The 20,612-nt window shown below is 65.7% G+C and carries 15 protein-coding genes and 1 pseudogene; 1 reads left to right on the forward strand and 15 read right to left on the reverse strand.

All coding sequences use genetic code 11. The annotated features are described in order from the left end of the window. Nucleotides 1-34: 34 nt before the first annotated feature. The 12 genes and pseudogenes from RZA67_RS15655 to RZA67_RS15710 form a co-directional block, all read right to left on the reverse strand. On the reverse strand, nucleotides 35-1,726 hold the full coding sequence (locus RZA67_RS15655; protein WP_317213648.1) for a type IV secretory system conjugative DNA transfer family protein: 1,692 nt from the start codon (nucleotides 1,724-1,726) through the stop codon (nucleotides 35-37). Next, entirely contained in the window at nucleotides 1,723-3,078 is a 1,356-nt protein-coding gene (locus RZA67_RS15660; RefSeq protein ID WP_317213649.1) for a type IV secretion system protein, read from the reverse strand. Before RZA67_RS15660 ends, RZA67_RS15655 begins: the two co-directional genes overlap by 4 nt. Before the next feature lie 14 nt (nucleotides 3,079-3,092). Next, nucleotides 3,093-3,857: a hypothetical protein gene (locus tag RZA67_RS15665; protein WP_317213650.1), complete on the reverse strand. Its 765-nt coding sequence runs from the start codon at nucleotides 3,855-3,857 to the stop codon at nucleotides 3,093-3,095. Further along, a complete protein-coding gene (locus tag RZA67_RS15670) occupies nucleotides 3,832-6,315 on the reverse strand; it encodes a VirB4 family type IV secretion/conjugal transfer ATPase (RefSeq protein ID WP_317213651.1) in 2,484 nt (827 codons plus the stop codon). The genes RZA67_RS15665 and RZA67_RS15670 overlap by 26 nt, the downstream gene beginning before the upstream one ends. Before the next feature lie 33 nt (nucleotides 6,316-6,348). Then, nucleotides 6,349-6,672 carry a VirB3 family type IV secretion system protein gene (locus tag RZA67_RS15675; protein ID WP_317213652.1) on the reverse strand — a complete coding sequence of 108 codons (324 nt, stop codon included), beginning with the start codon at nucleotides 6,670-6,672 and terminating at the stop codon, nucleotides 6,349-6,351. After that, nucleotides 6,660-6,986: a TrbC/VirB2 family protein gene (locus RZA67_RS15680; RefSeq protein WP_317213653.1), complete on the reverse strand. Its 327-nt coding sequence runs from the start codon at nucleotides 6,984-6,986 to the stop codon at nucleotides 6,660-6,662. The genes RZA67_RS15675 and RZA67_RS15680 overlap by 13 nt, the downstream gene beginning before the upstream one ends. A gap of 215 nt (nucleotides 6,987-7,201) precedes the next feature. Then, nucleotides 7,202-7,573 (reverse strand): annotated as a pseudogene (locus RZA67_RS15685) (lytic transglycosylase domain-containing protein); the annotation flags it as partial. 26 nt (nucleotides 7,574-7,599) lie between these two features. Further along, nucleotides 7,600-8,667 (reverse strand): P-type DNA transfer ATPase VirB11, encoded by a 1,068-nt coding sequence (gene virB11, locus RZA67_RS15690; protein WP_317213654.1) that lies wholly within the window; start codon nucleotides 8,665-8,667, stop codon nucleotides 7,600-7,602. After that, entirely contained in the window at nucleotides 8,664-9,878 is a 1,215-nt protein-coding gene (locus RZA67_RS15695) for a TrbI/VirB10 family protein (protein ID WP_317213655.1), read from the reverse strand. Before RZA67_RS15695 ends, virB11 begins: the two co-directional genes overlap by 4 nt. Further along, nucleotides 9,875-10,603, reverse strand: a complete 729-nt coding sequence (locus RZA67_RS15700; protein ID WP_317213656.1) for a TrbG/VirB9 family P-type conjugative transfer protein — start codon at nucleotides 10,601-10,603, stop codon at nucleotides 9,875-9,877. Before RZA67_RS15700 ends, RZA67_RS15695 begins: the two co-directional genes overlap by 4 nt. Nucleotides 10,604-10,611: 8 nt before the next feature. Next, a complete protein-coding gene (locus RZA67_RS15705) occupies nucleotides 10,612-11,364 on the reverse strand; it encodes a type IV secretion system protein (protein WP_317213657.1) in 753 nt (250 codons plus the stop codon). Continuing rightward, nucleotides 11,361-11,747 carry a TcpQ domain-containing protein gene (locus RZA67_RS15710; protein WP_317213658.1) on the reverse strand — a complete coding sequence of 129 codons (387 nt, stop codon included), beginning with the start codon at nucleotides 11,745-11,747 and terminating at the stop codon, nucleotides 11,361-11,363. Before RZA67_RS15710 ends, RZA67_RS15705 begins: the two co-directional genes overlap by 4 nt. A 333-nt stretch (nucleotides 11,748-12,080) precedes the next feature. Between RZA67_RS15710 and RZA67_RS15715 the strand changes: the two genes are divergently transcribed. Then, entirely contained in the window at nucleotides 12,081-12,467 is a 387-nt protein-coding gene (locus RZA67_RS15715) for a helix-turn-helix transcriptional regulator (RefSeq protein ID WP_345784955.1), read from the forward strand. 59 nt (nucleotides 12,468-12,526) lie between these two features. On the opposite strand, the gene RZA67_RS15720 is transcribed toward RZA67_RS15715, so the two are convergent. The 3 genes from RZA67_RS15720 to RZA67_RS15730 all read right to left on the reverse strand — a co-directional run bounded on the left by RZA67_RS15720 (nucleotide 12,527) and on the right by RZA67_RS15730 (nucleotide 20,502). Next, nucleotides 12,527-14,674, reverse strand: a complete 2,148-nt coding sequence (locus RZA67_RS15720; RefSeq protein WP_317213660.1) for a S46 family peptidase — start codon at nucleotides 14,672-14,674, stop codon at nucleotides 12,527-12,529. A gap of 207 nt (nucleotides 14,675-14,881) precedes the next feature. Continuing rightward, on the reverse strand, nucleotides 14,882-18,721 hold the full coding sequence (locus RZA67_RS15725) for a translocation/assembly module TamB domain-containing protein (RefSeq protein WP_317213661.1): 3,840 nt from the start codon (nucleotides 18,719-18,721) through the stop codon (nucleotides 14,882-14,884). After that, a complete protein-coding gene (locus RZA67_RS15730; RefSeq protein ID WP_317213662.1) occupies nucleotides 18,718-20,502 on the reverse strand; it encodes an autotransporter assembly complex family protein in 1,785 nt (594 codons plus the stop codon). Before RZA67_RS15730 ends, RZA67_RS15725 begins: the two co-directional genes overlap by 4 nt. Nucleotides 20,503-20,612 lie beyond the last annotated feature (110 nt).

The raw sequence follows: 20,612 nt of genomic DNA on the forward strand, positions 1-20,612 counted from the left end.
TCGTGGCAGGCATCGCGGCTGCTCTGCCCGGTGCTCAGACCGGCAGCAGGGGAACATCGGCAGGGGGCAGCAGGCGTGGCATGAAGTACGGGTCCTCGTAATAGCGGATCTTGTCGCATAGCACCGGTCCGGAAAGACGTTCGTAGAACAGAATCTCGCGATCGAACCCGAGGTCTTTAAGCTCCTGCGGCAGCATCAACGGGCGTTTTTCATCCGATTCGCTGATGCTGGTTTCTCGCCCCTTCGAGCGGCTGTTCTTGCGCACTGTGCGATAGCCCAGCATCTCCGAGTACTCATTGGCGTCCTGCTGCTCGCGGGGCGCGTAGACGATCTGCATGGCGTGGTTGGTGACGATGGTGCGCGCGACCTCCTTGCCGTACACCGCATGGAGCTGGGACAGGCTCTGGATGATCGGCAACAGCCGCAGGTTGTAGCCAGCCATGTAGGACACCGCGGCGCTGACGATGCCGACCTTGCCCATGGCAGTGAACTCGTCCATCAGCAGCAGACACTGATACCGCAGCTCGGGGTTCTGCTGGGGAAGCTCTCGTGTGTTCTCGTTGATCAGCTGGCTGAAGAACAGGTTGATGATCAGTTTCGCCTGGCTGAGCTTGTTGGGCTGGATGCCGATGTAGATCGTGGTCGGCCTGCGTCGAAGGTCAGCGAAGTTGAAGTCGTCGGCCGAGGTCGCAGCATCCAGAATCGGACTGATCCACGCATTGAGCGGCTCCATCAGCGTGGAGTAGATCGAGGAGAAGGTTTTCTCTTCGTTGGCTGCCAGTGAGCTGAGCGCGTTACTTGCTTCGAGTGATAGGAAGGGCTGGCTGGCCAGCACCTCGATGTAGTCCTTCATGCTGCCCTTGCCGCTGGAGGCAAGCCGGTAGATTCCACCGATGCTGGGTGCAGGCAGCGACTCCCCCGAGCGCTCCGCATCGGCGTGGTCTTCCAGCACGTAAAGCGCCAGTCCGACGAAGGCATTGCGTGCCAGCCCGACCCAGAAGCCATTGTCACCACCAACCTCGGGATACAGCATCGCTGCGATGCCCTGCAGGTCGGTGATGCGCAGCGCATGGTCCGCCGAGACGTAGCTCATCGGGTTCCAGCGATGGCCACGTCGGTTTTCGGCATAGGGGTTGAACAGATAGACCGCCTGGCCTTGTTGCTGTCGCCAGCCGGAGGTCAGGTCGAAATTCTCCTGCTTGATATCCAGCACCACCACCGAGTGCTGGTAGTCGAGCAGGTTCGGGACGACGATGCCGACGCCCTTGCCCGAGCGGGTCGGTGCGGCAAGGATGACGAACTGCTGACCGGACAGCCGCAGCAGCTGATCGCGCATGCGTCCAAGAACAATGCCGTCGGGGCTGGTTGAAAACAGACCACTCGCCCGTACCTCGGCCATCGAGGCGAAACGCGCACTGCCATACAACGGCTGCTCGCGGGCCTTGACGATCAGGGCGACCGCCGTGGCCGTGACGCCAAGCGTGCAGGTGATGCCGATGACGCCGCCCAGCTGGATCTGCAGCACGTGCGGCTGTGCGGCCGGCGTGGACAGCGCGTCCAGGTACTGAAGATAAGTATTCCAGCGAACAGGAAGATGACCGAGCTGAAGCAGCTGCAGCGTGACGTACCCCGGCAGATAGAGGGTGCCCGCCGTCGCCGCGAAGGCGACCGCCGTCAGCAGCGTCAGTTGCCAGCCACGCCCCTGTGCCGACCGGTGCGCCTTCATGCGGTTCCCCACGATGGCGCGGCGGCTTCCCGGGAGATCGGCATCTGTGCCGGTACCGGCCCGCCGTGGGCGCCCGGCTCGCGCCGGGGTGTTGCTGCGGTGATAGATCCGGCGTCCACCGCGACCTCGACTGACGCCGCCCTCGACGGTATGCCCGCACTTGCCAACGTCGGGCGCGGCAGGTGGAAGCCGCCATCGGGCCAATCCGACAGCTGGGGCACGGGCGCTGCCGCCGGCGCGGTCGACATCGCTGAAGTCGAGGCAGGCGGTGCCACACTGCCCGGGTTGGGCGCGCTGGCCATGCCGCTGCGGTCGCCGTCGACCACGCTGCCCGCCGCCCCTGCCAGACGCTCTGCGGCCATGCCATAGCTGCCGGCAGGTTGACCCGCATTACCGATGCTGGCATTGCCGGCCCATGCCGAGTAATGCATGAGATGGCCCAGCGATCCCTGGAAGAAAGCAGCGACCATCGGCGGCGTGCTCAGGATCAGCAGGGTCAGCAGGATACCGATGCCGCCCTGCTGGGCCGCCTGGCTGCTGATGCCCTCCTGCAGGTTCAGGCCGGTGAGGCCGCCGAGCAGCTTCTGCGCCCAGAAGGAGGCGCTGACGGCGATCAGCAGCTTCAGCGCAAGGCTGATGACAAAGCTCAGCACAGCCAGTGAAAACAGCGTGCCGACACCGTAGAACAGCCAGCGCTGGAACATGCCGCGGGTCTGCTCGAACATCAGGGCGACGATGAACAGCGGGCCCAGGCCGATGAACAGCGCGAGGGCGACCTGGTAGGTGAGCAGCAGTGCGCCTGCGGTGATGGGGGGGCCTGCTGCGCCGAACCCTGCCAGCAGGACGGCACGGGCTTTGGTCGCACTCAGCTCCGGGTCGCCGTCGACCGCACCGATGGCGTCGATGGACGACATCACCAGCTGGACCTGTAGCAAGGCGTTGTCGATGCTCGATGTCACATCGCTGTCGTTGCCGGTCACCACGAAATGGATCAACCGGCTCATGTCCCGGGTAAGGAACTCGTGCAGCGGCGTTCCCATGAACGCCATGCTCGTCGCCGTACTGAGGATGATCACCGAGCGGGCCGCGTTCATGACCACCGCCGACATCGGCTCGCGCAGCGTGCCGGTCGCCATCCGATACCCCTGCAGCAACAGCCACAGGGTCATCAGGATCAACGCGACACTGCCCGCCCATCCCATCAGCCGCCCCATCATCTCCAGCCCGAAGCGCTGCACCTCGCTGCTGAGGTAGTCATAGACGATCCTGAAGTAGACGAAGTCGCCCAACGACTGGACACGCAGGGTGCCAGGGTGCCAGCGAAGCAGGTCAAGCAGAGAAGGGACGGTCATGCAGCGGCTCCCGGTCAGCGGATGGCTTCGATGGCGGCTTTGAGCGTGGCGGCGCCGATGACCGTTCCCAGTGGAGATGGGTTGCCGTCAAACGCACGGCGCGCGATGCTTCGCTGGTCCTTCTTGAGCGCGTCGATCAGGTTGTTGTAGCCCTGCACCGTGCTTTCCCAGCGCTGCAGGTCCATCTGCATGTTCAGTGCGAACAGCTCCATCTGGTTGCTGTTCGCCACCAGGTCACCCTGCTTTCCCTTGCCGATCGAGAAACGCTGGCGGCTGATCCTGGCAAGTTCCTGTTCGCGCTCGCGAAGCTGCAGCAACAGGTCCACCGTTGCGTTGTACTTGGCATTCTCGGCGACGACGATGCGTGCGCAGAGCTCCTGCTGTTGCGCTGCCAGCCTGCCCTCCATGTTCGGGACGAAGACCTGCCACAACCGGTCCAGCCCCCCGGGGGCAGCCCTGGCGCAGGTCTCGGACACGCCAGATGCAGGCGCGCGTCTGACGAACCGCTCGTCAGGCGCCAGCAGTCCGGTCAACCCCATGCTCTGCAACGCGAACAACTGGTCCTGCATGCGTTCGATCTGGGATGTCCAGTGCGCGATCTCCTTTCCCATATGTTTGAGCTCCTTGCCCCACTTCGCTGCCTGGCCGGCAACGTTGGCTCCGGTCAGCGCGGTGTGTGGCCCATCGAACACTGGCCATGCGATAGCAGCGGGCGCGAGCGCCAGCAGCAGTGATGCGGTCAGGCGGGCGGCTTTACGGCGAGAGATCTGCGCTTTCATGGTGGTTCTCCTTGAAGGATTGCAGCCTGGTGGAGTGCGTCGTCTCGGGCCGGCGCGTGGCGTTGCTCTCGCGCAGGAAGGTCTGCAGCCACTGCCCAGGCTGCAGGTCGTCGCGAAGGACGTCAGACGCACGTGCGGCCTGGTCGAGTACCTGGTGCAGCAGCGCCACGTTGTCTGCCGACGCAGACAGCACAGCAAGCACATCGTCCATGCCCTGCAGGTCGAGCCGGCACATGGCCACGTCTTCTCCCTGCTTGACCAGGAAGCAGCGCGACCGCTCGCCCATGCTCCGCACCAGCTCGTACTGGGCTTCGTTGAGCTTCAGGCCGTCGATGTAGTCCTCGCGGTTGGCACCTGGGTTGGGCAGCAGGATCAGCGTCGCCATCTGTTCGACGATCGCGCCGGCGATGTCGCTGCGCAGCGCGTCTTCCGGGCTCTGTGTCGCAAAGACGCCCAGACCGTTCTGCTTGCGGATGGTCTTCTGCTTGTTCCTGGCGAAATCCTTGAGCCCCCCCTCCCCTTCGAGGATCTTCCAGAACTCGTCCATGACGTAGATCAGCGGCCGACCATCGATCATCTCCTCCAGGCGGTGAACCAGATAGGCGATGACCGGTACCCTGGCGTCGGGGTGATCAAGCAGGTCGGTGTAGTCAACGCCGACAATGCTGGCGCGATCGAGCGCGACCCGATCGACCGGATTGTCGAACACCCAGCCCAGCGCGTTGCCTTCGGTCCAGCGCCGCAGTCGCGCGTACACGCTGTCTTCGCCGGCATTGGGCAGGCTCTTGCGCAGGTTCTCCATGCGGCGCAGATGGATGGGACTGTCCAGCACACCCAGGACGGCACGTTGGATGTCATGCTCCTCGATCGCGCTGTAGTGCGCCTTGCCTGCCAGCATTCGAACCCAGTCGACCAGAAACTGTACGTTGCGCTCGCTGGCCTCGCACTGCAGTGGATTGAACCCGGTCGGCTGACCGCTTTCCACCGCCATGTAGTAACCGCCACAGGCGCGGACGAAAATCTCTGCGCCGTGGTCCTTGTCGAAGAAGAACACGCGCGGTGGCGGATCGAGCTGTTGCGCCTGACTGATCAGAAAGTTGATCAGCGCCGTCTTGCCGGTACCGGACTTGCCGATCACCAGGGTGTTGCCCAGGGCTTTCTCGCCACGTGAGTTCTCCGCGCCGCAGGTTGCATGGAAATTGAAGTGATAGGGTTGGCCGTTGACCGTCTGCAGCGTGGAGATGCATCGTCCCCAGGGATTGCCATCGGCCTTGCCGCCGACAAAATTGTGCAACGGCGCCAGACCGATGAAGTTCAGCGAACTCAGGTTGGCGATCCGCGGGCGGTACTTCCAGTTGCCAGGCAGCTGGGCGTAGAACGAGGAGGCGATTGCGATGTCCTCGCGTACGGCGACAAAGCCGGCGTTGGAGAGCTCAGCGCGTGTTGCGGCCAAGGTCGACCCGAGCACGGCAAGGTCGTCTGCGAACAGGGCCATGCAGAAGTGATACTCGCCGAGCACGAACTGGCCCGCGCTGAGCTGATCCATCGCACTGGTGAGCTCGACGATCTGGCTGACCGCCCTGTCACCAGAGGAGATCATCATGCCCTTCGTTCGTTCCAGCGACTTCAGCGCCTCCTGTCGGCTCATCGGCGTGAACGAGTGCGTGATCACGTAGTCGCTGTCGAGATACTTCAAGCCATTGAGGACACCCGGCCACGACCCGGGCGGATACTCCTTGATCGCCAGCATTGCACCGTAACGTGTGCTCCCGTCCGCGGCCTGCAGCGCGAAGCTGCCTGTCCGGCTTGAGAACGTGTGTCGGGTGGCAGCGATGTAATCGGCAACAGCCGGCAGTACCGGAACGCGTTCCTGACAGTGGTTGAGCAGGTAGGCATGGAACTCCAGAGCTTCGGAGAAGACCGTCTCGTTCTCGGCGATGTACATGCCCAGCCTGCGCGGCCGATGCTCGGCGAGCACGGCTTCCAGGTGGCGTGCCAGTTCATCGATCCTGCTGATGGCCTGTTCTTCACGCGTTCGCAGCACCTCGATGTCAGCGCTGCGCTCCTGGAATGTGCCGCCTGCGGTGGGCCGGTAGATCATGGTCAGGTACAGCACATTGGTGCGCATGCTTCGCCCGGCCAGCAGGCCGGCATACCGCTGCGCCAGCATCTGGTCGAATGCCCTGCTGAACCCTGACGACAAGGACGTGCCGCAGGTCCGGCGGATGTCGTGTACCCAGAACGCGACGTTGACGAAGTCAGGCGCGCGCATCGACTGCAGAAGGCGGTTGAAGGCACCGTGGACCTGCGCCACCGAGGCGGCATCGCGGCCGACGAACGACCAGCCCTTCAGTTCCCAGGTCATGGCGTAATCGCCCGCTTTGGTCTTCAACACCGAGGGGGCCACGTGGCTGGATATGGGAATGAAGGTGCCGATGTGGGTATCAGGTGTCAGCATGGCGCTCGTTTCCGCTCCGGGTCCGATGAGAGGTCATGGCCGTGCCGCTCGGGGCAACCTGCGCTGGGGTGCCGGCGCGAAGCTGATGTCACCACCGCGCAGCGCGCGGTTGCGTGCCAACGCGAGCATGCGCCACCGCATTCCCAGCAGACGGAAAATCATGTCGTCGCGCGCCGTCATGCGCCGCATGACCAGCAGCACCACCGGAAGAAGGACCAGCAGGCCGAAGTGCAGATACAGCGCGAGCAGCATGCAGGTGCCGGCACCGATGAAGAAGGGAATCGCCGGTACGCCCAGGAAAAGGGGAGGACGGGTGCAACCCAGAAAGATTGGATCGCGCCTGATCATGATGCGCATGTGTTGCCGGAGCCGATCAGCATGGCGGCGACCTGTGCAGCGGCGCCGATCAGCACGGCGCCGACAAAGATCGGCATGACATCGAGAATGCGCTTGTGCGCGAAGGCGATCTGGTAGCCAGCGAACATCAGGGCGATGGTCACCACACCGATCGAGCCGATGTTGAGCAGCGAGGTGATGTTGCCGAGAAATCCGCAGAACTTCTCCTGGGTGTCGTTGCTTCCGGACTGCGCGGATGCGCCCAGCGGAAGCATCAGGAGCAATGGCAGCAAAGATACTGCGCGGCGTGGGCCAGTGGGTCGTGCATGACGCATGATGAAACTCCTCGTGGTGGAAGGCCGGCAAGGGCCAAGGATCAGAAAACGCGTGATGTGTCGGTTGCGCTCACGTCATCGACGCTCGTCGGGCCGGGCCCTGAGGTCGACGCCTGCGTCGGTTGCAGTCGTCGCCGCTGCACCGCTGCCGACGCAGGTGGAGGCCCCTGTACGGCATGCGCCGTGCCCGCGGCGTGCTCGAGGACGCGCTTCACCACCTTCTGCACATAGCCGTGCTCGAAGCCTGTCTGTGCGTTGCCTGCGTAGTAGCAGCTCAGCGCCTTCTCCCAGCTTCCGTAGCGCTGGTGACAGGCGGCCAGGATGCGACTTCCGGCGACGACGTTGGGGCAGGGTTCAAAGGCTTTCTCGTGACTGTGCAGCCCCTGCGCTGCGAGGTTGTGTACATTCACCTGGGCCAGCCCAAGCGAGTAGTTGCGTCCCTGGCGGCGCAGCTGCCCGGCAAGTTCCACCGCCTCTTCGAGCCGTGTCGGCTGACGTGACAGGGGCGTACCGACCACGCCGATCGCATGCGGATTGAACGACGACTCGACCGCCACCACGTGCTGCATGAGGCGCCAGTCGACCATCAATCCCGGGCAATGGGCCAGATCGTTCAGCATGGCGCGGCCGCCCGCCCGATCCGCTTCAGCGGATCGAAGTCGATGGCGCTCACCAGGCGCCGTCCCTTGTGCACCTGGAGGTGGACGATGATGTCGACGGTCAGATGGAGCAGATGCTTGATGACGGCATAGTCGAGGTTGCTGCCCTCCGCGGATGCCTTGATCATCAGCGCCAGCTGGTCCCAGGCCTGGCTGGTGCTGCCTGCATGACAGGATGTGATCGTGCCCGGGTGCCCCGACGCGCAGTTACGCATGAAGTAGAACGTCTCGTCACCGCGCAGTTCCGCAAGGATGATGCGATCGGGCCGCATGCGAAGACAGGCTTCCATGCAGGTCTTGGCCGTGATCGCCGCACTGCCCTGCCCGCCCTTGGAATAGAGCAGATGCACCCGGTTCTGCTGTGTGATGAACAGCTCGCGCGCGTCCTCGATCGTCACGACGCGCTCGTCGGCAGGAATGAGCGACACCAGCGATTTCATGAACGTGGTCTTGCCCGAACCCGTGGCACCGGCTACGACGATGTTGCGGCGGTACTGCACGGCTTTCTGGAAGAAGCCCACATGGTCACCACGCTGCAGCAGCGCCAGCAGCTCGGTATCTTCGTCGCCAAGGCCAGACCGGGCACTCTGCACACGGTCGAAGTAGCCCGCCTTCCGGTAGCTGGCCAGGGTCATCGTGCCCGTCGACGGCAGCCGGATGGTGATGGACAGCTCACCGGGTGCGCAGGCAGGGGGAATCACGAACTGCGCGCGTTGGCCGGTCGGGAAGGTGAGTGAAACGAGCGGCTGCGCGTCACTGATGCGTTGCCCGGTGTTGCTTTCGTTCAACGTTGCCACGCAGAACTGCCGTGCACGCTCCAGGGTCAACTGCGGAACGGACTGCTGTCGCCAGCCTGACGGCGTTTCCAGATGGATTTCACCAGGCCGGTTGATGCAGATCTCGGTGATGTTGCTGGCCTGCATATGCTGGTCGATTCCCAGCAGCGCGTACTGGTGTTCGAGAAACGAACAGGCCGGTTGAGGTGCGCCTTCAGGGGCGTGGGTCGCAGCAGCCAGGCTCATGGTGTCTCCCGGTCGGGAAAGGCCACGTCCTGCATGACGTACACGTTCAGTCGCGCACCGGGCTGCAGGGTCAACGTCGGCCGTCTGCGCGTCGCGTCGGACACAGCCTGTTCGGCGACGCGCTGCAGGGTCCGCGCCGTGTTGCTGTCGAACGGCTGGCTGACCACGGTGCCGCTGGCAGGGAAGCTGATGTCGCGGCGTGGGCCATGCTGTTCACCGGCATACTTGACTGCGTCGCCCAGCAGGCTGATCAGCATGGCCGCACCAATGCGGCTGCCCCAGTGGGCGCTGTAGTGGCCGGGGTGGCCCGCACTCCCCATGTCGTCGACCCCCGGGTTGGCCAGATCGACCTCGATCCCGTCTGGTGTGACAATCCGGTCCCAGACCATTGCCAGGCGTTGCTGCTGAAGGTCGCCGGCCGTATAGGCACCCAGCACCCGGGTTCCGGGAGGGAGCAGAAGGCGACCGCCATCGCCGGAATAGACCGGCTCGCTGACCGTGCAGGACGCGAACCCGGACACGTCGGTAATGATGCGGTTGTTCAACACGCAGCGGATGTAGGTACCGCGCAGCAGCAGGTCGCCCAGTGCCGGCAGGCGGCGCGCGATCGCCCGGCGTGCGATCGCCGTATGGCTGTCCGGGCGCGGCGGCAGAGCCGGTGCGGCCTGGGCACTGGCCGCGAGCTGCGCGGAGCGCTTCAGGCCGTCGTTCCAGGCAGCAATGGCGGGATCATCGGCATCGGCAGCTGCCAGGTCAGCAGGCCGCTGGCTGCGGCGTTCGCGCAGGCTGTAGGCGGGTGCATCCACCTGGCGGTCTGCGCCGTGCAGCGTCTGCTCCGGGTCGGGCACGAGCGGCGCCCGTCTGCGTGGCACTTCCTGCCCAGGGTACGGCAGTGGCGCTTCGGCATCGTCTGCGACGATGCTCTGCGGATCCCGCGCAGCAGGTTGCCTGTCACTGATGTTCCCGCGCGTCTTCGGAAACTGCGGCAGGCTGACCTGTTCGCTGGCGGCCGACGTCGGCGAGGCGGGCAGTGATGCGCTGCCGGGCGGACCCCGCCACAGCAGCAGGGCCGCGACCGCAAGCACGCCGGCCATTGCGAGCAGGAACAGCAGCGCGCGCCGGTTCAGACGAGGTGCCGCCCGTTGCGGAAAGCGTGGCGTGGCGGCATCGAGCCGCTCGCTCAGCGGAGGCGATGCCTGCGGCTCGCTCATGCGCCCTCCTCCGCCGGAAGGCGACGGATCAGCGCTGCCCCTCGGCCGTGGCGCAGCACCAGGTAGGGGTGGACACCATGGACGATGATGACCCGGTCCTGCACGCTCGAGTTGACCACGACGTCGTCGCCACGCTCCTGCTCGCGGGCCAGGACCGAGGGGAACCCGCCGGGCATTCCAGCCTCTGAACTGACGTGGACGTAGGTGAACCGCCCGTCGTCATAGACCTGCGCCGGCTGCAGCCAGCGGCTGCGCGCGTTGGTCCGCGCGGCGTAGGCGAAGTGATAGGCGCGACCGGGCTGGATGGTCACGCTGGGCGCTTCGCGGGAGGCGGTCGCTGGGGCCGCACGCGCGGGGGGCTGCGGGGGGACCTGCACGGCCACGCGGTACTCGACACCCGCCGCTTTGGCCTGCTCGAGGGTCTTCCAGTCCGCAGCCACGACCCGCAGTTCGAACATATGGAGACCCTTGCCGGTGCGGACGGCCAGATTCGTGTCCACATCGACATCCAGCGGCTTGAGGTACAGCAGGTGGTCGCGCTGTCTGGTTTCCCAGCCGCTGCCGAAGCCGGTGGCGTAATCAAGAATGTGATTGCCCTCACCCAGATCAATTACCGTGGTGATGCCGACGCCTGCGTGCACCGGATAGATGCGATTGGGATCGTGCAGGTACTCACTGGAGGTCTGGGCGCAGACACCGCCGGTGACCAGCAGGGCCGCGAACACGGCCCGCCTCACGCCGGTTCTCCGCTGCCGGCGGCCGGGATCGACGTCGCCAGGTCGGTGTCGACACGGTACGCCGTGACCCGGAAGCCGAGGGGGTTGAGCAGACGCGCGTCCTCGGTCATCTGCAACGCGTCGTCATAGACGTATGCAATCGTCGCAATCCTGTTATCCAGCACGCTGCTCTCACCGTTGCTGTTGTTCCGCAGGCTGCGCTGGAAGCGCACCGTGGCCAGCCTGGCGCCTGCGACGGCCGTATCGGCGAGCTGCAGGCTCAGTATCTGCACGCGGATCGAGCGTGCATGGCCATGCACCTTGTGCAGTGCCTTCGGGTTACCCGCGGCGTGCAGCTGCGCGTACGCAGCGCGCACGTCCGCGCTGGCCATGGCAAACACGATGTTCCAGTCCCGTTCGCCGATTTCACTGAGCTCGTAGCCTTCCCGCGCACGGACGAACGAGGTGAGATTGGCGCGGGTGATGGCTTCGTTACCGGTGTAGGTCACGCCCTCAGTGTCTGCGCCAAGGCGGGTCAGCGTGGCCCGGCCCGTGCCTGCATCAGCCAGTACCAGATAGGGCACGCGCTCCTTCAAGGGCAGCATCAGCGCAACAGCACCGGCGCACAGCATGCAGACAATGACGCTGGCGATGGCCACACCCCACGCCCGACGCTCGCTGCGGTTCACCACCGCCATCAGGCTGGTCTCGAAATCCACCGCGCGCCGCTGTGCAAGGAGGTCGGCGCGCTCTCCGGACTGCGCGCTCATGGCATGGCCTTTTCGGCTTCATCTGCGCGGCGCGAGACAACGATTCTGCCCGGGACAAGCGACAGGCTGATCTGCTGGTCGGCATAGGCAGCGCCCAGCCGCTGCAGCGCATCTGCGAGATGTTCCGCCCGAACAGTCGTTATTGGCTTTGTTAGCGTGTAGTCTTGAGGCAAACGCCAATCCAACGTCATTCCGGCTTCATGCGCCCAGCGTTCCAATACGCCCTTGAGAGTGCGATCGACCGGCGCGGCGTGGTATTCGAGCAACGGTTGCAGGCGTAGCGCCTGCGGCACCTCGTCCAACCGATTGATCGGCTGCCACTGGCCGCTCCAGTCACGATTGTTTGCACAGCCACATACGGCGACACTGATCAAGAGAAACATGGTGTTCCTGGCCACTACGAATTTCCTCGGACTGCACGTGTTGACGCCCCCGGTGACCTGGGGTGGGCATGTTTTCGCGGGATGGGGAAAGTGGGCGCATCATGCGCCCGCAAAACGCCCAAACGGGCAAATCTTCCGTGCGTATTTCAGTCTATTTGGGCGTAACAATTGGGTCAATACGCCCAATTGGGCGAATGAACGGAAGTGTGATGCCACGCACCTATCGCCCCTGCACGCGAGGGCGCGATGATGAATTACGAGTCCGCTCGCGAGAGCTGGATCCCGATTGGGAGGCGCCTGGCGGAGCTTCGGGGGGAATCATCCCAATTGGAGATGTCCCGCCTGCTCGACATCAGCAACTCAACCTATAGTCGGCTGGAGCGCGGCGCACGTGAGGTGGGGGCTGATGTGCTGACCCGGCTCGAAGCACTGGGTTGGAATGCTACGTGGGTGCTGACCGGCCGCGGCCCCTCGCGAAGTGCGTCTCCCGCGCCTGCCGAAAGTGGGACGGCGGTGTCCGCGTTGGATGCAGGCCAGCTTGCGGTCGCCATTGAACTGGCCGACGAAGTCGTCGGCACGCAGTGGCTGCCTACCGGGTTCTACGCGCAACTGGTCAGCGCGCTCTATCAGGCGGTCGTGGCCGGTCAGCCCTGGCACGATCTGCATGCGCAGGCGCAGACATTGCTGGCGGGACTGCTGCGCAGCGCGCGTAGTCAATGACCCTCCGCCGCGGGCGGAGGGCCTGAGCAGAGGCCACGGTACACGCCGTGGCCGAGAGCTTACTGGGCCGGTACGCCCATTTCCTCAAGCAGCGCCGGTGCCGGGTAGACCTTGGCCAGCAGCCAGCGCAGGTAACGCATGTCCACGTGCACCGCACGCTTGTAGCGCGGGTCGAACCACCAGCTGGCGCTGACCGATTCCCAGTTGCTGTCGAAGTTCAGCCCGATCAGCTCGCCCTTGGCATTGAGCACCGGTGAGCCCGAGTTGCCGCCGGTGGTATCCAGGTTGGTGAGGAAGTTGACCGTCTGCGTGCCCAGGGCCGGGTCAGCGGTGCTGCCGAAATCACCCTTGGCGATGGCCGCAAGCAACGGCTTGGGCGCGTCGAACGGGTAGGCGTTGGTGTTCTTCTCGACGATGCCCGCCACCGTGGTGACCGGCGAGAAGCTGACCGCATCGCGCGGGTGCAGGGCTTCGACCTTGCCATAGCTGATGCGCAGGGTGCGGTTCGCATCCGGGTAGACCGCGCGGCCCTGCTTGGCGCGCCAGGCGAACAGGGCCTGCATGTAGGCCGGCCGCAGACGCAGCTGCTCGCCTTCGCGGGTCTTGGTCTCGTTCTCCAGACGCAGCTGCGCGGCCACCAGCGGTGCGGCCACGGCCAGCAGGGGGTCAGCGGCGAGCGCCCTGCCCTCACGCGCGGCGGCGAACGCGGCCAGCCTCTGGCTTTCATCGCCCAGGCGGGTGCCTGCGTACAGACGGTCCAGCGCCTGGCCCAGCTGCTGCGAGGTGCGGCCGAACACGGTGTCGAACTCCACCACGCGCTGGGCATCGGGCAGCTTCTGGTAGCGGGTCAGCAGCTGCGTCAGCAGCGCCTTCTCCACCGCCGGTGCATAGCGCCGCTGGACCTGCCTGAGCACGCCTTCGATCAGGGCCTGGTCGCGTTGCTGGTAACCGGTCTCGCGCTCGGCATCGGGCTTGGCCGATTCGATGCGCAGACGTTCCAGCAGCAGCGCAGAGCGCAACAGCTGGGTCTGGCCGGCAATCTGCTCCAGCAGCAGGTTGCGCTCGCCTACCGCTGCGCCCTGCGAGAGATTGGCCAGCAGCGCGCGGATGTCGCCCTGATAACGCGCATCGGTGGCGCCGAGCATGGCCTGCTCGTCGGCGGCGCGCTGGGCCTTGGCGTCGCTGCGCAGCAGGCCTTCCAGTTCACCGGCCGCACGCTTGCGGTTGTTCTTCAGCGATTGCAGCTGCGATGCGTAGAGGGTGCGTGCGGTTTCATCATTGGCTGCCGCAACGTCGATGGTGTCGATCATCTGCTGGAACAGCGCTACACGCCGCGGCAGGACGCTGTCGATCTGGCTGGCAAACTCGGCAGCGGTACGGTGGCGATAGGTAATCCCCGGGTAGCCGGCCAGCATGGCGTAGTCGCCCTCCTTCGGTCCCTCGACCGACATGCGCAGATGCGCCGGCGGCTGGTACGGCACATTGTCCTGGCTGTAGGCCGCCGGCTTGCCGTCCTTGCCGACGTAGGCGCGCAGCAGGGTGAAATCGCCGGTGTGGCGCGGCCACATGAAGTTGTCGATCTCATCGCCGTAGTTGCCGATCGCGCGCGGCGGCGCGTAGACCAGCCGCACATCGCTCAGCTCCAGCTGCCGGATACGGTAGAAGTCGGTGCCGTAGTACATGTTGGCCACCGAGCAGCGCACGCTGCCGTCGCGCTCGCAGTCGGCAACGATCTGCTTGCTGGCCGCATCCACGGCGTCGAAGTAGGCCCGGCCGGTCTTGCCGCGCGCGTTCTGCAGCACCTCATCGGTGACCTTGTCGAAGCCTACGGTCACCAGCACACGGAAGTCCGGGTTCGACGGGCGTTCGTCGGCGCGCCCGGCAGCGATGAAGCCCTCGTTGATCAGGTTGTGCTCGGCGCTGCTGTTGTACTGGATGATTCCCATGGCCACGTGGTGGTTGGTCAGCAGCAGGCCGTCGCCGGATACGAACGAACCGGTACCGCCGCCGGCACGCACCACCGCGCTGAGCGGCGGCGCGGTCACGTCGGCCAGTTCGGCCGGGTCGCCCTTGAAGCCTGCAGCCTTCAGCGGCTTGGCCAGCTCGGGCAGCTGGGTGGGCATCCACATGCCTTCATCGGCATGCGCGGCCGAGGCCAGGGTCAAGCCCAGAGCCAGGGCGACGGGAAGGGTTTTACGGGCAGACATGGGCATTCCGGGGATTCATGACAGTCCCGGACCTTAGCGGCTGCTGCGCTGGGGGACAACATCCGATGGTCAGGGTTGGCCTTTGTGGTGCGTGACGACCAACGGTCGCCACCTGCCAGAGGCCGCAGCCCGCGCGAAACCCGGTAGGTGACGACCGTTGGTCGTCACGCCGTTGCTCCCCGGTGCCGGGCACGCACCCGGCAAGCCCTATTTCTCGCGTCGCCAGTTGAGCGAGCCACGGTTCTCCACCGTGCTCGATTCCACTTCGATGTCGAAGCCGCGACGCAGCAGGTACTTCAACGTCAGCACCGAACCTGCGCCCACCATCGAAACACCGTAGCCGACGTAAAGCTTGGGCGAGATGAACTTGCCCACGCCGATCACCGAGCCGCCCAGCGCGCGCGACTGGCTGACGCCTGCATCATCCAGCCCCAGCTTGGCGCCGAGCTGCGAGGCCAGCAGACCACTGCCGGCCGACAATGCGGCCGAAGCAGCGTCGACCTGCTGCGCCTGGTCGCTGGTGGCACCGGTGAGGCTGCGACCCAGAACCAGGTAGCCCAGCGCTTCGGACTGGGACATTGCCGGGTCCGACCAGACGGTGGCGCGTGGCTGCATCGCGCGGCCGGTGACATCGATACCGGCGGTGATGTCGGAGATCTGCCGTTGCGCGCGGATGTTGATGCGCGGATCGGAGACGGCGTTGTAGTTCCAGGTCAGCTGGCCGCGGGTGATGGTCAGATCCTGACCGTAGGCCTTGTAGCGCCCGCTGACCTCGAGCCCGCCGTTGGCGGTCATCTCGCGGCCCGGCCGTGCCCACACCTGCATCTTGCCGGTCAGGCCACCCTTCAGGCCGAAACCGGCCATCCGCACCTTGTCACCCAGACTCACCGTCAGTTCCATGTCCAGCGGCGAGGTGGCGGTTTCTTCCGGATCCACCGGGTCGAGCACCACCACGTCGGCCGAGACCGAGGTGCCCCGGTCCAGCCGCTCCAGGTCGAGATCGGCTTCGGGCACATGCACGCTGCCACGCAGCTGCATCGCCGTGCCGGCCAGGGTGAAGTCGAGATCGGGGTTGGCGACGATGCGCAGTTCGCTGGTGTTGGAGAGCAGCACGTTCTCGCCATGGATGTGCAGCTGCAGCGGCTGCGCATCGCCGAACCAGGACAGGCCGCCGTCCACGTACAGCGTGCCCTGCCCGGAGTTGGCCTGCGCGGTGATTTTGGCCGAGCCATCGGGCTGGGCGACAAAGCTGCCCTGGCCCTGCTCGAAGGTCAGGCCCAGCGCCGGGAACTCACCCTTGAAGTCGCTCAACCTGGCATCGCCGCCCAGCGAGGGCTGGCCACGGGTGCCACGCAGACTCACGTGGCCTTCGATCAATCCGGTGGGACGCACGATGTCGGGGGAGAACAACTCGAGCCAATACAGGCGTGACATGTTCAGGTACAGCTCGCCATCCAGCGGTGCGTTGGCATCCCAGCCGGTGCGTACCTTGGCGTCGACGAAGCCGTTGCCCTGGAAGCCGACACCCAGATAGCCATTGATCTGCGCCGGGGTCATGTCCAGCTTGATCGAGAAATTATCGTAGCGGACCAGTTCGCCGCGGGCGTTGTCGCCCAGGCGTATGCCACCATCGGCCGAGCGCACTTCGGCATGGCCCTCCCACGCGTTGCCGCGCGGACGCAGCTGGCCATCCAGGTTGACCTCACCGCGCACATGGATGCGGCGGCCCGATGTCGGCGGCAGCCACGGCTGTACCAGGGTCAGCGGCAGCGCATCGCCGCGCACGACCACGCCTTCGCGCGGCCAGTCCGCGCGCGCGCACAGCGCGCCACCCACGGCAGCGCCCAGGCAGCTCTCGGTCAGGCTGAAACTGCCGCCGTTGATCGCAAAGCTCGATGCCTCGCGCAGGCTCCAGGCATCGCCCTTGGCCGGGGCGATGCGCAGCGCAGCCAGCGTGCCGCGCCACTGCTCGCCCTGCTGGCGCACGCTGCCCTGCAGGTCGAGCGCAGCCATGTCGTTGCGGGCCTGTGCGGCCAGACGCAGGTTGGACACGCTGCCCTGTGCATCCACCGCCAGGCTGTCCAGCAGCATGCCGGCTTCAACGCCACTGCCCTGCAGCGACAGGGTCCCGTTGTCACCCTGCCAGGGCAGCCGGCCCTTGAGGCTGATCGATGCGGCCTTGTAGCCATCCCAGGCGAGATTGTTGCCGACCAGGTCGGCGCTGATGTCCGGCGCCTTGGCCAAACCGGTGATGCGTACCTGGCCGCGCAGACCGCCATCGGCGGCCGGCAGCAGGTCGGCCAGCTGCAGTGGCTCGAAGCGCGCATCGATGTCCAGGCGGTCACCGACCTTGCCCCGGGCAGTCACCCGGCTGCTGCCCAGCGACAGCCGCAGATCACCCTCGCCCTGCGAGCCCTGCAGGGCAAAGCGGCCCTGCGCATCCAGCGCGCGCTTGCGCAGGGTTCCCTTCAGCGAGGGCAGGTCTACCGTGGCCTGCAACGGTGCGGTACTGCCCGGCGGTGCATCGGTCGGCAGCGGCTGCTGCGAGCCGGTGCTGGCCAGGCTGCCGGACAGGCGGCCGTCCCAGCCAGGCGCGAAGTACCCTGGATCAAAATCACGCAGGGTAGCCCTGGCATCCCAGCGCAACGCCGGCGCCCAGGCCAGCTGGCCCTGCACCGAGAGCTCGCCACCTGGGGTCTGGGCCTGCAGCTGCTCGATGCGGGCCGCCTCGGTATTGCCGCGCACATCGAAGCGCAGCTGGGCTTTCTGCGCGTCGCGCGCGATCTCGGCGCGTCCGATCGCAGCCCACGCCTGCAGCGTGCCGGCCAGGCCCATGCGCGCCTCCTCCAGGGTCACCGGCACCGGCGCAGCGGCACCGGCCGTGTTCGGGTCCGGTGCGGGCGTCCAGGTCAGGTCGCGGGCAATGATGGAGAAGTCGACTTTCTGGTTGTCGGCGTCGCGCAGGTCGGCACTGCCGGTCAGACGCGCTTCGCCGCCGAAGGCCTTGATGACCAGCGGCGAGACGTTCAGCACCTGGTCTTCAAGGGCAACCTTGGACGGCGCCAGCTCAACCCGCGTCTCGCCCTGCTGCAGCTGGCCCTGCAGATCGGCATTGCCGCCTTTTCCGGTAGCGGTGAAATCCAGTGAGAGCGGCGCGAGCGTGGTGCCCGCCAACGCCGGCCCCAGCAGCACCGGATCCAGCTCTTCGCTGCGCACCGTGGCGCTCCAGCGCGGGTCGGTCCGCCCATCGAACACCAGCACGGCGCGCAGCGGCTTCGGCGCGCGACCGGCAACGGCCACTTCCATATGGGCAAGGTCGCCGCGCGCCACCAGCCCCAGCACCGCCGGTGTGCGGCCCGCCGGCGCGGGCAGGATGGCGGTGGCGGTCAGGTCCGCGTCGTAATCGCTGCGCGGCAGGTAATGACCCTGCACGCGGAAGTTGCCCATGTCGCTGTTCACCGCCAGCTGGGTGGCCTTGAACTCGCCATTGGCGATCTCCAGCCCGCCAGCGATACGGCTGATGTCGATGGTCGGTTCGCCGCCGGTGGTGACGCGCAGGCCATCGACCACGATCACATCGGCCTGGATCGCCAGCGGCATCTCGATCTGCGGCAGCGAGTCCGGCCACGACGGCAGGGTGAAGGGTTCGTCGCTCTTTGCCAGGTTCAGGCTGGCGTTGTCCAGCTCCAACCGGTCCAGCAGCAGCTTGCGCCCCAGCAACGGACGCAGGTCCGGTTCCAGATAGGCGCGGTCCGCATGGAAGTGGATGTCGTTGTAACGGAAGTCGACGTTGTACAGCGTCAGCGGACCGGCCACCGGTCCCTCAACGCGGTCCCAGGTAAAGCTGGCACCCGCCGGCAGACGGGCCACCACCTGCGCCAGCAGCACATCGCGCCCGGCGACGGTCTGCAGCAGCCAGTACACCGCCAGCAACAGCAGCAGCACCACGCCGAGCACACCGGCACCGGACCATGCCCAGAAGCGGCGGCGGCGGTAGAAGCGGACGCGCGGTGGCGCCGGCGGGGGGGGCGGGCTCGGCGTGCTCACAGGTCGGCTCCGATGTTCAGGTAGATCTGGAAGCTCGAATCGGGGTCATTGAGCCCTCGCGCAACGTCCACGCGCACGGGGCCTACCGGCGACTTCCAGCGCACGCCCAGGCCAACGCCGGTGTGCAGGTCGATGCTGTTGTCGAATGCACTGCCGGTATCGACGAAGGCAGCGGCGCCCCAAGGGCCGCCACCAAAGTAGTGCTCGTATTCGGCCGAGCCGATCACCAGGTTCTTGGCACCGAGCGCGAACCGGTCCGGGCGCGGGGTACGCGGGCCCACCTCACGGTAGGCATAGCCGCGGATGCTGCGGTCGCCACCGGCGAAGAAGCGCAGGCTCGGCGGCATCGAGACCAGGTCGCTGGTCCAGGTGGTACCGCCCTCACCGCGCAGAATCAGCCGGTTGCTCTGGCCCACCGGAATGTACCAGCGCGCGACCACGTTGGCCTGCACGAAGCTGGTATCCGAACCGACATTCTCGATACCGCCACGCAGTGTGGCACTGCCGCTCAGACCCGAGCGTGGAAACAGCGGATCGTCCACGTTGACGTAGTCGGCGAGGATCTGCGGGTACAACAGGGTCGAGTTCTGGTAGATCGCACCATCGAACTCGTTGCCCGAGGCGTAGCGCCAGCGCTCGCGCAGCGCATTGACCGAGGCCACCGCGGTCCACATCTCATTGATCTGACCGCTGCGTGCGGCGGTGAGCTTGACGTTGCGCAGGTCGATGTAGTCGGTCTGCTCGTCGTAGACGCCGGCCGAGAAGCTGTACCAGCCGTCGAGCCAGGCGAATGCCGGGATGCGGTAGCTGGTGATCAGGCTCTTGCGCTTCTGGGCGTAATCAAGCTGGGTGTTCATCTTGTGGCCGCGGCGGTTGAGATAACGCCGCTCGAGGCCGCCACGTACACCGGCGCCGCTCTCGCTGCCATAGCTCAAGCCGTAGGTATAGATGCTGCGCTTGGCACGGGTCAGGGTGACATCCACCGGCACTTCGGCGTTCTCATCAGCCTGGTCCGGCCGTGGCTGGATGTCGATGACACTGAAGTAATCCAGCTTGGTCAGCGACTCGCGCAGCCGGTCCAGCTTGCCTTCGTGGTAGTAGCTGCCCTGCTCCCAGTACACCAGCGGGTCGAACAACCGGTCGACGAAGTAATCCTGCTTGAAGCGGATCGGACCCATGTTGTAGCGGCGGCCACTGTCCCAGGTCAGGTCGATGTCCGCCGCGTTCTCGGCACGGGTGATCTGCACCTGGTGCTGGGTGTAGTCGGCGTCGAAGTAACCGCGCTCGGCCAGGCGCCGGGTCACGGTGATCTTGCTCGCCTCGTAGGTCACATGCTCGAAGGGCTGACCCTTGCGTGGCTTGAACGCTTCCAGATCTTCCTGCAGGTAACGGTCAAGGCTGGCCGGCCCGGTGATGTCGACATGCTCGCGGCGCACCCGCACCGGCTCGCCCTTCTCCACCTTGATCAGCACACGGACGTTGTCGTTGTCGCGCGGCGCTTCGACGCTGATGGTCGGGTTGTAGTACCCGAACGGCTCCAGCGCCTGCCGGGTCTGACGCTCGGCCTGCGACAGCAGGTATTCCAGCCGCGACTCGCCTTGGACCTTGCCGATGGTGTCGTACAGCGACAGCGAGACCTCGATGTTCTCGATGATCTCGGCGTCGTCGCCCTTGTCCAGTCCTTTGATTTCCACCTTCTGGATCGTGCCGCGGGCCTGCGCGTCAGGGACGCTGGCAACGGCGATCAACAGCAGGGGAAGGGCGAGTTTGAATGGCTGCATCACCACAGCATACCGGCCCGATGTTGCCTTGCGAAATCCGCCGGGCCGTTTCATATCAGAGGTTAATGCGCAGTCAAAAATACAGCGTCGCACGCGGCCTGTGACGGTCG

This window comes from Stenotrophomonas sp. C3(2023), from assembly GCF_032911385.1.
Taxonomy (GTDB): domain Bacteria; phylum Pseudomonadota; class Gammaproteobacteria; order Xanthomonadales; family Xanthomonadaceae; genus Stenotrophomonas.